This window comes from uncultured Thalassospira sp., assembly GCF_963976115.1.
In the GTDB taxonomy this organism is placed as follows: Bacteria; Pseudomonadota; Alphaproteobacteria; order Rhodospirillales; family Thalassospiraceae; genus Thalassospira.
On sequence record NZ_CAXBJJ010000004.1, the window covers coordinates 136,899 to 150,917 of the forward strand.

Below are 14,019 nucleotides of genomic sequence, written 5' to 3' on the forward strand. Positions count from 1 at the left end.
CATTTAAACTTTTACGGAACAGGGAACACTGGGCGGCGTTAAACACGCGATATCATCACAAAACCAAATGATTGATGTCGGAAAACATCCCAAAGAACCCGCAAAGGCCCCTAAACCACCTTGAATTGCGTTAAAACCGGGCGTAGGGTCCGAACCGAAAGAATGCGATTCTTTTCACTCCTTTTTCATTCCAGGGAAACAGACCAATGGCGTTTATTGCCGATCGTTTGAGCCGTATCAAACCTTCTCCTACCATTGCTGTCACCACCAAGGCCGCAGAACTTAAAGCTGCCGGCGTTGATGTGATCGGCCTTGGTGCAGGCGAACCGGATTTCGATACCCCCGACAACATTAAAGAAGCTGCGAAAGCTGCCATTGATGCTGGCCAGACCAAATACACCCCGGTCGCTGGCACACCGGCGCTGCGCAAAGCCATTGTCGCCAAGTTCAAACGCGAAAATGACCTGGAATACACCATCGACGAAATCACCGTCGGCTGTGGTGGCAAGCAGACTTTGTTTAACGCCCTGTTTGCAACGCTCAACCCGGGCGACGAAGTTGTCATTCCCGCTCCTTATTGGGTTTCCTACCCCGATATGACGCTGATGGCCGAAGGCACCCCGGTTATTGTCGAATGCCAGGAAGAAAACGACTTCAAAATCACGGCCGCAGAACTTGAAGCCGCGATTACGCCGAAAACCAAATGGGTGGTGATCAACTCGCCGTCGAACCCGACCGGTGCGGCCTATTCACGTGCCGAACTGCGCGCCCTGGCTGATGTTTTGCTGAAACACGACCATGTTTATATCATGACTGACGACATGTATGAGCACCTGGTCTATGACGGGTTTGAATTCACCACCATCGCCCAGATCGAACCGAAATTAAAGGCCCGCACCCTGACCTGTAACGGTGTTTCCAAATCCTATGCCATGACCGGCTGGCGTTTGGGCTATGCCGCTGGCCCGGTTGAACTGATCAAGGCCATCAACAAGGTGCAGTCGCAAAGCAGCACCCATACATCGTCGATCAGTCAGGCGGCCTCGGTCGAAGCCCTGAACGGCCCGCAGGATTTCCTCAAAGAACGCGCCGAAGTCTTTAAGACCCGTCGCGATCTTGTCGTCAAGGCTATCAACGAATGTGAAGGCCTGTCCTGCAAAACCCCGGAAGGCGCATTTTACGTCTATCCGTCTTGCGCTGGCGCCATCGGCAAAACCACGCCGGATGGCAAAAAGATCGAAACCGATACCGATTTCGTGACCTACCTTCTTGAAGCTGAAGGTGTTGCTGCGGTTCAGGGTACAGCCTTTGGTCTGGCACCGTATTTCCGCATCTCCTATGCCACATCGACCGAAGCCCTTGAAGAAGCCTGCAAGCGCATCAAACGCGCCTGTGCCGCCTTGAAATAGGCTTCACACCTTTACGAATGACAGATCAAAGCCCGGCAGTCTTGCCGGGCTTTGTTTTTTGGCGCATGCTAAACCCCATAAATCAGTACGAAATAACCGATAAATCAGGAAAACCATGCCGGTTCAGGATTTTAGTGTCTCTATCAACGGGGTTCGCCTTGCCTGCCAATCCGTCACACCACAATCACCCACGCCAGCCACCCGGCGGCCTGTAATCTGGCCGACTGGTGACGCCCCCACCATTGTCATGCTCCATGAAGCCCTAGGCACCATTCGCATGTGGCGCGATTTTCCACAAAAGCTGGCCAATGAAACCGGGTGTTCCTGCCTGATTTATGAACGGCGCGGGCATGGCACATCGGACCCGCACCCCATTGTGCCCCGCCCGGTCGATTTTCATAACGAGGAAACCGACCGTTTTTTACAGGGCCTGATCACGCATCTGAACCTTAAAAACCCGATCCTGTTTGGCCATAGCGACGGGGCGACCATTGCCCTTAAATATGCCGCCCGTTTTCCCGCTATTCCGCGCGCCGTGATCAGCCTGGCCGCCCATGTATTTGTCGAGGATGTGACCATCGATGGCATTGAAACTGCGGCGCAAACCTATGCCAGCACCGACTGGAAAAGCAGGCTGGAACGCCACCATTTTGATCAGACCGACACCGTCTTTCGGGCCTGGGTCGATACATGGCGCCAACCCGCCTTCCGCGACTGGCACATGATTGACGAACTGCCCGCCATCATCTGCCCCGCCCTGATCTTGCAAGGGGACGATGACCCGTTTGGCAGCGAGGCACAGGTCATAACGATTGGCGACCATGTCAGCGGGCCGGTAAAAGCCTGCATTATCAAGGGCTGCGGCCATATCCCCCATCTTGAGGTACCCGATAAAGTTCTCGAGTCGGTTCGTCACTTTCTGGACACTTTTTTAGCGCCAGAGCATCCGTCCAGCGCATGAAATACCCCCCTTGAAAACACCCTGAAAATACAAAAAACCCGATGACCGGGGAGAGATCATCGGGTTTGAGGTTAAAGGATAATGGTCGTCGTCAACCATCATCCTGTCGGTCTTGTTAAGGGAAAAGACAGGCGCGTTACGTGTTAGTCTGCAAGTGCGTCTTCAGCATCAAGCACGGCGGCAACGGCATGGATCACCGATGCAATACGCACGGCATTTTGAACAACTTCCTTGTTCAGACCTGCCTGCTTGAGAATTTTTTCGTGGCTGTCGATGCACATGCCGCAGCCATTAATGGCGGAAACGGCCAGCGAGAACAGTTCAAAATCGGCCTTGTCGATGCCCGGCTTGCCAATGATGTTCATGCGCAAACGGGCAGGCATGGTGGCATATTCTTTTTCCGACACCAGATGGGTGAAGCGGTAATAGATATTGTTCATGCCCATGATCGCGGCTGCCCCCTTGGAGGCTTCGATCGCCTCGGCGGACAATTTTCCGTCGGCTTCGGCGGCCACAGCACGCAGCAATTTTGCATTGCGCGACGCATAGGCACAGGCCAGAGCCGTGCCATATACCTGCTGGTCGGTCATGCCGGGGTTACTGAAAAGGGTACCGAGATTCAGCTTCAAGTCCTTGGCATAGGCCGGCAAGCTATCTTTAATTTCAGCGATAGACATCGAAAACATCCTGAATTTTGTGAGAAATTAACGCTACTTTCCGGCACGCTTTGGGCGAACCGGCGCAACCTGCGAACAGGCAGCGCATTGACCCGGCCCTCAAGCAGGCTGGCACGATCAATTCGTGCGGATCAGGGATGGACCGGGCGATTTGCCCGGTCCAGGTTTCAAGCCAGGTCCAAACCAAAAGGCTTAGAGGGTGGCTTCACCCTTGTTCCAGTTGCACGGGCAAAGCTCGTCTGTCTGCAGTGCATCAAGAATACGCAGGGTTTCCTGCGGGTTACGACCCACCGAAAGATCGTTCACCTGAACGTGGCGAATGATGCCTTCCGGATCGACGATGAAGGTCGCGCGCAGGGCAACGCCTTCGCCTTTGGCGATCACGCCAAGTGCATTAGCCAGTTCTTTCTTTTCGTCGGCCAGCCACACGAACGGGCTTTCGCCCAGGTCTTCGTGGTGGGTGCGCCATGCAGCGTGAACGAAATCGGTATCGGTCGAGCAGCCGAGCAGAACGGCATCACGATCTTCAAAATCGCCGTTCAGTTCGCCATAACCAACGATTTCGGTCGGGCAAATGAAGGTAAAGTCTTTCGGCCAGAAAAACAGGATCTTCCATTTTCCTTCATAGGATTTATCGCTAACCGGCGCAAAGCTGGCTTCGGTTTTGCCCGAAACACCGGTAAGATTGAACTCAGGAAGGGTATCACCAACGGTAAGCATGTCTGTACTCCTGACGATTGTTTTCTAAAATCCCGTAAGGCCCCCGATGGGCCTCCTTAATTTAGTTCGCATGTGCAAAAAGCAACATCGCTGGTGGCGATTTGTAGATAATTGCATTACCTATGACCAATAAAATAAATCTGGTTTTTCGATAGGAAAAATTTATGGCCGCCCAACCCAGCATCAAACAACTAAAATACCTGGTCGCGCTGGCGGAAACCGGCCATTTCGGTCGCGCAGCCGAAGCCTGCTTTATCACCCAGCCCAGCCTGTCTGCCGCAATCAGCGAGCTGGAAAACCTGCTGGGTGCACAACTTGTGGAACGCAACAAGCGCCAGGTACTGATTACGGCACTGGGCCAGGAAGTTGTTTCGCGGGCGCGGCATATTTTGCGCGAGGTCGATGAACTGGCCATTGTCGCCCATGCCGCCAACCAGCCGCTGGTCGGCCCGATCAATATCGGCGTTATTCCCACCATCGGCCCCTATCTGTTGCCCGATGTCATGGCGCGCCTGCGCAGCGGTTTTCCCAAAATGCAGCCTTTCCTGCGTGAAGACCAGACCGCCAAGCTTGTGGATCTGCTATTGGCGGGCAAGCTGGACCTGGCCCTGATTGCCCTGCCGATCGAGGAAAACGGCCTTGAGGAAATGGACCTGTTTGAAGACCGGTTTGTGTTTGCCTGCAGCCCGGATAATCCGTTAACGACAAAAAAGAAAATCAATATCGACGATATCAAGAACGAAAAGCTGCTGTTGCTGGAAGACGGGCATTGCCTGCGCGATCAGGCGCTGGAAATTTGCCAGCGCGCCGGATGGAGCAAATCGGCCGATTTTCAGGCCAACAGCCTGTCAACACTGGTGCAAATGGTGGTGGCGGGCATTGGTTCAACCCTGCTGCCGGAAATGGCGCTGGAGGTCGAAGCACGCCGTCGCGACTCGATTGCCATTCTGCCGTTTGAAAACCCGGTTCCGGTCCGGCGGATTGGTCTGGTGTGGCGGCGCAGTTCGGCACGCAAGGCCGAATATCGCAAACTGGGGGCGTATTTGCGCGGCACGTTAAACCCGTGCCGGGCTGCTGACGTGGCATAAAAGCCCCCGGGCCGCGATAAACACCGATAATCGCAGATAAAAACAGCTTTCCCCAACTGACAGTGTCATAATTTCACCGCCAAACCGCACCGATAACAGGAACCACAACGGAATCAGACGCCGATGCTGCCAATCAAGGATAACAACCCCACCACCCTGACACCCTGGGTCACATGGGGGTTGATTGCAGTTAATATTGTGGTTTTTGTGATGACCCTGTCGCTGGGGCATCGCGGCTTCATACGCGCCAATATTGAATTTGGTGCCATTCCCGCCGTGCTGTTTGGCAATGTCCAGCTGCCTCCCGAACTTTCGGTTTTCCCACCCGGATACGAATTTCTGTCCATCTTTAGCGCCATGTTCATGCATGGAAGCTGGATGCATATTGCCGGTAACATGTTGTATTTGTGGGTTTTTGGTAATAATGTCGAAGATGCGATGGGGCATTGGCGGTTTTTGGCCTTTTACCTGCTATGTGGGGTGGCGGCCGCCCTTGGTCATGCCGTGGCCGATACCACATCGCAAATCCCCATGATCGGGGCTTCGGGCGCACTGGCCGGGGTTTTAGGCGCCTATTTCCTGCTTTATCCCAAGGCACGGGTACTGGTGTGGTTTTTCTGGGTGCTTATCTTTTATGTTCCCGCCGTTGTCGTGCTGGGTTTCTGGATCGGTATGCAGGTGGTCAACCTGACAACCGGGGTCAATGACGGGGTGGCATGGGCGGCCCATGTCGCCGGTTTTGCCGCCGGCCTGGTATTGATCCCGTTTTTCAAATATCGCCATGTGCCGTTATGGCAGGGCGGCCCAAAACAACAGCCGGTATTTGGCGTCTATCGCCCCGGTCGCCCGCGCCGGAATGCAGATGGATCAACACCGGAATTCAGTTTTAATGCCCCGCCCTGGGCCGCCGCCTATGAACGTGAAAAAGCAGCAAAGCGAAATGCCCGGCGCGGCTTCAATACCGATGCATCACAAAGCACCCAAAACAGCCAAACCGAAACCTGGACCTGGCAACCTGGCAGCACCATCTATGGACAGGATTATAGCCAGCCTGACAATGCAACAAACAATGACCCGCAATCAGACGACCGGCATGATGCCCCCCCATCACCGCGCCGCCCGGCCCAGCCGTGGGGGGTGCCACCATCGCAAAACACCCCCGGTTCGAAAGGCGACACCCCCGCACACGATGCCAAAACCAGACGGCCAGGTATTGGCGTGCCCGGTGTAGCGCGCGACCACCCGAAAAACGGTGACAGGTAAACAGGCACCAGAACGCCCCTGGCAAGGGCCATCGCCATTTCGCGCAAAACCACGGGGTGAAAAAGTTGCCAATCGGTGGTTTGCGTGATGAAAAATTCGCATTACGATATTGAAATCGCGTGATTTGCCCGGATAAAAATGTTCCGGTTTGTATCTGTCCTTGTGGAGACGCCCGATGCTTGCAGCCTGTTTTGAAGAATTTCAGGGCCCAATCGAGATCCTGAAGCTGCCCGATCCCGAACCGGGTGACAACGGCGTTGTCATCGAAGTTGGCGCAACCGGGCTGTGCCGCAGTGACTGGCACGGCTGGATGGGCCACGATTCGGATGTTCATTTGCCCCACGTACCGGGCCACGAATTTGCGGGCAAAATTGTTGCAACGGGCAAACACATTCAGCGCTTTAAAATTGGCGACCGGGTCACGGTGCCGTTTGTATCGGGCTGCGGTCACTGCCCACAATGCCATAGCGGCAACCAGCAAATTTGCGACCAGCAATTCCAGCCCGGCTTTACCGCCTGGGGCAGCTTTGCCCAATATGTCGCCATTGATTATGCCGATGGCAACCTGGTAACCCTGCCCGATACTATGGACTATGTTACAGCGGCCAGCCTTGGTTGCCGTTTTGCCACCAGTTTTCGCGGGGTGATTGACCAGGGCCAGGTCCGTGCCGGGCAATGGGTGGCGGTTCATGGCTGTGGCGGGGTTGGTTTGTCGGCCATCATGATTGCGCAGGCGGCCGGGGCCAATGTCATTGCCATTGATATTGACGATGAAAAACTGGCTTTTGCTCAAACCATTGGGGCCAGCCATATGATTAATGCCACCAAGGTCGGCGATGTGCCTGCCGCCATTCGCGATCTGTCGCACGGGGGCGCGCATGTTTCGGTCGACGGGCTGGGCAGTGCGCTCACCTGCTTTAATTCGGTTTCCTGCCTGCGCAAGCGCGGCAAACATATTCAGATCGGCCTGATGACCGGTGATCACGCCCATGCCAAAATCCCGATGGATCGGGTTGTCGCCCATGAACTGGAAGTTCTGGGAAGCCACGGGATGCAGGCATTTCGCTATGACGCTATGCTTGACATGGTGGCGACGGGTAAAATCGCCCCGCAAAAACTGATTGGCGATCGCATCACCCTGGCCGAAGGGGCGACCGCCCTTATGAATATGGACAGCTTTGTTGGCACCGGCGTTACGGTTATTGACCGGTTTTAATCGCATATACGGGCGGTTTTAAACGCAGAATGCCGAATACCGCACAATAACGGTATTCGGCATTCCCCTTGCCCGGATTAACGCTTGGGGGCCAAATCGTCCCCGGCGGGTTTTAAACCCTAGCTGGGTTTGATCGAACCAAGAGCGGCGGTAAAGCCGGTCAACGATGCCTTGATCACCTGGGTCTGTTCATTGCCCCAGGCGCGGAAGCCAACAAGCAATTCCGCCCCGGCCTTCATCGACGCTAACAGCTCATCGGACATCACCAACGCCGCATCACAGCCTGCATTGGTGCATTTGCCGTAAATGACCTTCATTTCCGGGCCTTGATCGACCTTGATCACGATACCGGGGCGCAAATCAACGCCAAGCGGCAATTGCATGGTCAGGATCGCCACTTCTGCCTTGGTTTTCGGGTTAACCGCCTTTTGCACGGTTACAGCCAAAATGCGACCAACCGTTTGCTTTTTGCCTTCAACATCCTTTTGCAGAAAAACCTGCTGACCAATCTGGCAACGGCCCGGGTTTTTATCGTCGCATTCTTTTTTCCACAAAGGTCCATTATTTGCATCCTGTGCCATTGCCGGGGCTGTCCCCGCCGCAACGGCCATAAACGCGCCAACAGCCGCAAACGCACAACGCACCATTGTCGCCTTGCCAAACAGCATTCCTATTCTCCCGCTATCATGAAAACGGCGCATTGAGATGAAAGGTATGGAGACCCCACGCCTTGCGCCCTTGAGACTATCCCATGGTCTAACCAACTAACGATCCTGTGTCGAGAGGCTTGATACCACACCACAAGGTGAAAGAACCTTGCGGGCAAAACCGGCAAACCATTCCCCAAACGCCGCATCAAACGCCTGTCGTCCGGCGCGCTGCTGATCCGGGTTCTGGGCGTTGGGCCGGTTGGTTTTCTCCGCTGCGCGCTCCAGCCAGCTTTCATGAATATCGTCGTCAACTTCGGGGTGAAACTGAATCCCCCAAATCCGACGATCAACATGATAGGCCTGATTGGGAAACACATCGCCCGTCATCAGCAATTCACCGCCAGGTGGCACATCAAATCCTTCATTGTGCCAATGGTAGACCATCATATTGGCAGGAAAAAGATCACGTCCGGCATCGGTGGCATAGGCCGGGTAATATCCAATCTCGGTTTTTTCACCCTCATGGGGCCGAACAACGGCGCCGAGATGACGCGCCATCATTTGCGCCCCCAGGCAAATCCCCAGATACCAGGTATTCGCTTGCACCACATTTGCCAGCCACGCCATAATGCGCGCCACATTGGGTTCATGATCGTCATTGGCACTCATCGGGCCACCAAACACGATCACCCCCTGATAAGGTGACAGGTCCGTTGGCAGGGCGTCGCCCTCGCCCGGGCGGCGAATATCAAACTCGTATCCAAGTTCGCCCAAAACCCGACCGACCCGGCCCGGCCTGCCATGGGCAGAATTAAAAACCAGAAGAACCTTTGCCAGCCCCGAAATACAATTCACCGCTAAGTCCTTATCCTCGTCCGTCCTGTGGATGTGTGATACAGACCGGGCAAAGCAAAAACATTACCCAGGAAGCGAACATTAGGGTCTGATCCTTGCCGGTTCGTGCGCCGTAACCGGCTTTGCGCCAGCTTACAGGTTTGCATCATTCCAGATAGGCTCAGGGTGACGGGTGGATCGCACAAACGCAAGCAAGGAATGGGAAAAAATAGCCGTTTGAAGCCGTTTTTGTGTGCAAACGACAAAAAAGGCCGCCTCACATAAACGAGGCGGCCCGTACTATTTTCACCCGCAACAGGGCTCAGACATTGAATTTAAAGTGAAAAATATCGCCATCCTTAACGATATAGCCTTTGCCTTCCTGACGCAGCTTGCCCGCGTCACGCGCACCCGATTCACCATTGCAGGCGATGAAATCATCATAGGCCATGGTTTCGGCCTTGATAAAGCCGCGTTCAAAATCGGTATGAATCACACCTGCGGCATTGGGCGCCGTTGCCCCGTTAAACACGGTCCATGCGCGGGCTTCTTTCGGACCAACGGTAAAAAAGGTCAAAAGGTCGAGCAATTTATAACCCTCGCGAATAACGCGGGTCAGGCCGGTTTCTTCAAGACCCAGGCTTTCGAGAAATTCCTGCTTTTCTTCGGCACTTTCCAGCAGGGCAACTTCGGCTTCAATCGCGGCCGAAACCACAACCGACCGTGCGCCCTGCGATGCCGCCATTTCCGCAACCTTGGCCGACAATTCATTGCCTTGTGCTGCACTGTCTTCGTCAACATTGCAGGCATACAGAACCGGCTTGCTGGTCAAAAGCTGCAACATACGAAACGACTTGGCTTCGTCTTCGTTGTTAATCTCAACAATGCGGGCCGGTTTGCCTTCGCGCAAAACTGCCAGGGTGCGTTCCACCATTTCAAGGCTCAGCTTGGCGTCCTTGTCATTGCCTTTGGCGCGCTTTTGCAAACCCGTCACGCGCTTTTCCAGGCTTTCCATATCAGCCAGCATCAGTTCGGTTTCAATGGTTTCCGCATCGCGAACCGGGTCAACCGAGCCTTCAACATGGGTGATGTCGCCATCTTCAAAGCAACGCAAAACATGCACGATGGCATCGGTTTCACGAATATTGGCCAAAAACTGGTTGCCCAGCCCTTCGCCCTTTGACGCACCGCGCACCAGACCGGCAATATCAACAAATTCCAACTGGGTCGGAATAATGGTTGCCGATTTGGAAATGGCGACGATCTTGTCAAGGCGATCATCAGGCACGCTGACACGGCCCGTATTGGGTTCAATCGTGCAGAACGGAAAATTGGCCGCTTCGGCGGCTGCCGTCTGTGTCAGGGCGTTAAACAGGGTCGATTTGCCAACATTGGGCAAACCAACGATACCACATTTGAATCCCATCTTTCCGGGCTCCGTCACATCTGAATTTCACATATCACCAGGGGTGCCACATTGCGACCAATCCCGGGCACTTATAATCTTATCGTCTAATTCTTATTTCTTCAGGCCAAAAGCCTTGGCAAGGGCCTGGGCCATCGTCGAGGATGCACCGTTTTGTTTATCGTCCGGGGCCACCATTTCGGCACGCCCGACACCACCACCAGTGCCAATATCATCTATTGCCGCGCTGGCATCCGCACCCGCCGCCCCAGGCAATGTTGCATCGCCCTTGTTCTTTCCGGCGCTGGTCGCTTTGCCTGCCTTTTCGGCCTTGGGCGTTTTAGGGACCCTTGGCTTGGGCGGGGTTACCAGATTGGCAACTTTGCTCATAAACGCGCTGTCATCGCCCACAATCAGGCGCGGCAATTCCTGCGCAATCCCGTCAATCAGGACCGATAACCAGCCGGTCTGTTCGGATTTCGAAAAATCCCCCAGCACATGCCCATGGACCCGTGCCTTGTCGCCCGGATGGCCGATCCCCAACCTTATCCGGCGGTATTCCTTGCCGCAATGGGCATCGATGGATCGCAGGCCATTATGGCCGCCATGCCCGCCTGCCCGTTTGACCCGCAATTTGCCCGGTGGCAAATCAAGCTCGTCATGCAGAACGATCACGTCTTCAATCGGAATTTTATAAAATCGCAGCACCTCGCCGACCGATTGCCCGGACAGGTTCATAAAGGTTTCGGGCTTAAGCACCAATACCTTGCTACCCGCAATCTCGCCTTCGGCCACCTGCCCCTGAAACTTGCGCCGCCACGGACCAAAAGAATGGCGGCGGACGATTTCGTCCGCCGCCATAAAGCCGATATTGTGACGATTGCCGGCATATCCCGAACCCGGGTTTCCCAGTCCAACCACCAAAAACATCGCAAGTCCCCGATTTTATTCTTCGGTTGCTTCTTCATCGCCAGCGGCATTATCTTCGGATTTCAAAGATGACGGCGCAGCAATGGTCGCAACGGTGAAGTCACGGTCGGTAATGGTCGGCTCAGCACCAGCAGGCAAGGTCGTTGCCGAAATGTGGACCGAGTCGCCAACTTCGAAACCGGTCAAATCGAAGACCAGCTCTTCCGGAATTGCCTTCGGATCGCAGTTGAGTTCAACATCGTGACGAACGATGTTCAAAACGCCACCGCGTTTCAGGCCCGGAGATTTTTCTTCATTGATAAAGCGAACCGGAACTTCAACCGTCAGCTTGTGATCTTTTGCGAAACGCAGAAGGTCAACATGCAACGGTTCGTCGGTCACTTTGTCAAACTGAACATCGCGCGGCAGAACGTCGTAAGACGTGCCAGCAACATCAATGGTCAACACGTGCGAGAAGAAACCCGGCTTGTGCAGCAGTTTCACGAGCGGACGCGGGTCAATCTGGAACATAACAGGATCCTGTTTTGCACCATAGATGACACCAGGGACCATACCGGCACGACGCACGGCACGGGCGGCCCCCTTTCCAGCCCGTTCACGGATTTCCGCAGTAAGAGTGGCATTTGCCATCGGAAAAGCTCCTTGAACTAAGACAGTATCGTTTCCGCAGGTCGGTGTGATTCACCACTGAAAGCCCACGAAAACAAGCGCGCTGGCCTCCAGGGGTGCCAGCGCTGCGAGGGCGTTATACCCTCAATCGAAAAGAACGGAAACAGATTTTTCTTCAGAAATCCGGCGAATCGCCTCTGCCATCAACGGGGCCACCGGCAACTGGCGAATTTTACTGCATCCGCGCACCGCATCCGATGCCTTGATCGAGTCGGTGGTGACAACTTCGCTCATCGGTGAATTGGCAATACGCTCCACCGCCGGACCAGACAAAACACCATGGCTGACATAAGCCGCAACCGATGACGCGCCGCGTTCTTTCAAGGCCGTGGCGGCGTTGCACAGGGTGCCAGCCGAATCGACAATATCGTCAACCAGAATACAGACCGCATCCTTGACATCGCCAATCACGTGCATGACTTCGGAAATACCGGCTTTGGGGCGACGTTTGTCGATAATCGCCAGTTCGGCATCAAGGCGTTTTGCCACCGAACGCGCACGGGCCACACCGCCAACGTCAGGGCTGACGACAACCAGTTTCTGGCCTTCAAACTTGGCGCGAATGTCGCTGGTCAAAACCGGCGATGCAAACAGGTTATCAAGCGGAATATCAAAAAAGCCCTGGATCTGACCGGCATGCAAATCCATGGTCAGAACCCGGTCAGCACCGGCAACCGTAATCAGGTTGGCAACCAGCTTGGCCGAAATCGGCGTGCGGGGGCCGGATTTACGATCCTGGCGGGCATACCCGAAATAAGGCATGACCGCAGTGATGCGACGTGCCGAACCACGGCGCAGCGCATCAAGCATCACCAACAGTTCCATCAGGTTGTCGTTGGCGGGGAAAGATGTGCTCTGAATCACAAAAACGTCCTCACCGCGGACGTTTTCCTGAATTTCACACCAGATTTCCTGATCGGAGAACCGTTTCACATCTGCACGGGTCAATGGCAGGTTTAAATGGTCCGCAATCGATTCGGCCAGGGGCAGATTACTGTTACAGGCGAGGATTTTCATTGTGGGGCCTCGGTTTATGGGTGCCGGGAAAGCGAAAAAATGCCTACGCAGCCCCCCATAGGGACCGCGGCGGCTTTATACCGAGCCCTTAACAGTCTGTAAATGGTCGCTATGGCTAACAGGCCGGTCTTTTCACGCATGAAAGATATGCGTCGCCGCCGCGATGTGCTGATCCCGCTATTTATCGGCGCGCAGCAAAAGCCCCTTGTCGCGGGCAATCTGGCCCAAAGCCCCTTCCAGCGCATCAACAGCGGCCTGTGCGGCAAGGGATGCAATGCTGCCCCAGCGTTTATCAAGCTTGCCATGCGGCACCGCGTTATTTTGCGTCATCTGCCCCAGTTCGTGGCCGCTGGCGTCAAGCAGTACCCAGTCAATCGATACACGGTCTTGCTCGGGGGTACCGGTTCCTTTTTTTATCGGCTGAACCATGATCGAGGCAGACAGAACGATGCTATCGGGGTCGATGTCTTTACTTATCGCAATCCCCTTGGACTGCAAAAAAGCCTTGGCCGAGCGTTGCAGGGCCTCATTACCATCGCCCGGTGCGCCGGCAAAATCGACAAGGGCCACCTTTAACGGTTTTGCCATCACCATTGTTTGGCGGTCGCCGGTAATTTTCGAAACAACCCAGTTGGCAGGCCCGCTAACCAGTTGATCAAATTCTTTTTCGGCCGGGCTTTGGCGCAGTCCGTCGGGTGACAGAATTTGGAGTTTACGGGCCACATCGGGCGGCACATTCATCGCACCGTCTTCCGGCGATTTCGGGGCATCGGCAAACCAGCTTTGGGCTGTGATCTGCCCGGTATGTGCCGTCGAATCAATTGCCAGTCCCTGTTTGTTATAAAGCACCCAGGTTACATCCACATGCGCCTGATGCGCATCATCAAGCCGTGCAATAACGTTGGGATGCAAAACATAGGTGCCAGGCGACGGGTCTTCGGAATAGGCGGCAAGATCATCGGCCCGAAGCGCACGAACCATGGCACGGGCCAAATGGCGCGCCGCCCCTTCGGGCAGGTCCCTGGCGATGTCAACCTTGATGGTTTCGGCATCGGGCACGACCAGCAATTGCGGGTCCCCCTCGCGCCCGGCCCCCTCAAACGGGCGCGGCAATTTGCCACAGGCACCAATCGCAAGCACCAGCACCAGTGCGGTTAACAAACGCACAGTCATTATTTTA

General features: G+C 54.9%; 14 protein-coding genes. 5 read left to right on the forward strand and 9 right to left on the reverse strand.

The window, feature by feature from the left end; genetic code table 11:
* Window positions 1-206: 206 nt before the first annotated feature.
* Window positions 207-1,409, forward strand: coding sequence for an aspartate transaminase (locus AAC086_RS05840; protein ID WP_339776454.1), 1,203 nt, complete (start codon window positions 207-209; stop codon window positions 1,407-1,409).
* A gap of 115 nt (window positions 1,410-1,524) precedes the next feature.
* Complete coding sequence (locus AAC086_RS05845) at window positions 1,525-2,370, forward strand: alpha/beta hydrolase (protein ID WP_339776456.1); 846 nt, start codon at window positions 1,525-1,527, stop codon at window positions 2,368-2,370.
* A gap of 143 nt (window positions 2,371-2,513) precedes the next feature.
* Here AAC086_RS05845 and AAC086_RS05850 read toward each other — a convergent pair whose 3' ends face one another.
* Window positions 2,514-3,047 carry a carboxymuconolactone decarboxylase family protein gene (locus AAC086_RS05850; protein ID WP_339776458.1) on the reverse strand — a complete coding sequence of 178 codons (534 nt, stop codon included), beginning with the start codon at window positions 3,045-3,047 and terminating at the stop codon, window positions 2,514-2,516.
* Window positions 3,048-3,239: 192 nt separating this feature from the next.
* Window positions 3,240-3,767: a peroxiredoxin gene (locus AAC086_RS05855; RefSeq protein ID WP_339776460.1), complete on the reverse strand. Its 528-nt coding sequence runs from the start codon at window positions 3,765-3,767 to the stop codon at window positions 3,240-3,242.
* A 164-nt stretch (window positions 3,768-3,931) separates the two neighbouring features.
* Between AAC086_RS05855 and AAC086_RS05860 the strand changes: the two genes are divergently transcribed.
* From AAC086_RS05860 to AAC086_RS05870, 3 genes are all read left to right on the forward strand, one after another.
* Window positions 3,932-4,855: a LysR substrate-binding domain-containing protein gene (locus AAC086_RS05860; RefSeq protein ID WP_339776462.1), complete on the forward strand. Its 924-nt coding sequence runs from the start codon at window positions 3,932-3,934 to the stop codon at window positions 4,853-4,855.
* Between the two features lie 123 nt (window positions 4,856-4,978).
* Window positions 4,979-6,118 (forward strand): rhomboid family intramembrane serine protease, encoded by a 1,140-nt coding sequence (locus AAC086_RS05865; RefSeq protein WP_339776464.1) that lies wholly within the window; start codon window positions 4,979-4,981, stop codon window positions 6,116-6,118.
* 175 nt (window positions 6,119-6,293) lie between these two features.
* The gene (locus AAC086_RS05870) at window positions 6,294-7,334 is read left to right on the forward strand and encodes a zinc-dependent alcohol dehydrogenase family protein (protein WP_339776466.1); all 1,041 of its coding nucleotides are present in this window, start codon (window positions 6,294-6,296) and stop codon (window positions 7,332-7,334) included.
* Window positions 7,335-7,453: 119 nt separating this feature from the next.
* Here the strand turns inward: AAC086_RS05870 and AAC086_RS05875 are convergent, their stop codons facing one another.
* The 7 genes from AAC086_RS05875 to AAC086_RS05905 all read right to left on the reverse strand — a co-directional run bounded on the left by AAC086_RS05875 (window position 7,454) and on the right by AAC086_RS05905 (window position 14,012).
* Entirely contained in the window at window positions 7,454-8,002 is a 549-nt protein-coding gene (locus AAC086_RS05875; RefSeq protein ID WP_339776468.1) for an invasion associated locus B family protein, read from the reverse strand.
* 96 nt (window positions 8,003-8,098) lie between these two features.
* A complete protein-coding gene (locus AAC086_RS05880) occupies window positions 8,099-8,839 on the reverse strand; it encodes a GMP synthase (RefSeq protein WP_339776471.1) in 741 nt (246 codons plus the stop codon).
* Between the two features lie 301 nt (window positions 8,840-9,140).
* Complete coding sequence (gene ychF / locus AAC086_RS05885) at window positions 9,141-10,244, reverse strand: redox-regulated ATPase YchF (protein WP_339776473.1); 1,104 nt, start codon at window positions 10,242-10,244, stop codon at window positions 9,141-9,143.
* 93 nt (window positions 10,245-10,337) lie between these two features.
* Window positions 10,338-11,153, reverse strand: a complete 816-nt coding sequence (gene pth / locus AAC086_RS05890) for an aminoacyl-tRNA hydrolase (protein ID WP_339776475.1) — start codon at window positions 11,151-11,153, stop codon at window positions 10,338-10,340.
* A gap of 15 nt (window positions 11,154-11,168) precedes the next feature.
* Entirely contained in the window at window positions 11,169-11,783 is a 615-nt protein-coding gene (locus tag AAC086_RS05895) for a 50S ribosomal protein L25/general stress protein Ctc (RefSeq protein WP_339776477.1), read from the reverse strand.
* Between the two features lie 123 nt (window positions 11,784-11,906).
* A complete protein-coding gene (locus AAC086_RS05900; RefSeq protein ID WP_339776479.1) occupies window positions 11,907-12,839 on the reverse strand; it encodes a ribose-phosphate pyrophosphokinase in 933 nt (310 codons plus the stop codon).
* Between the two features lie 177 nt (window positions 12,840-13,016).
* The gene (locus tag AAC086_RS05905) at window positions 13,017-14,012 is read right to left on the reverse strand and encodes a hypothetical protein (RefSeq protein WP_339776481.1); all 996 of its coding nucleotides are present in this window, start codon (window positions 14,010-14,012) and stop codon (window positions 13,017-13,019) included.
* Window positions 14,013-14,019: the final 7 nt, after the last annotated feature.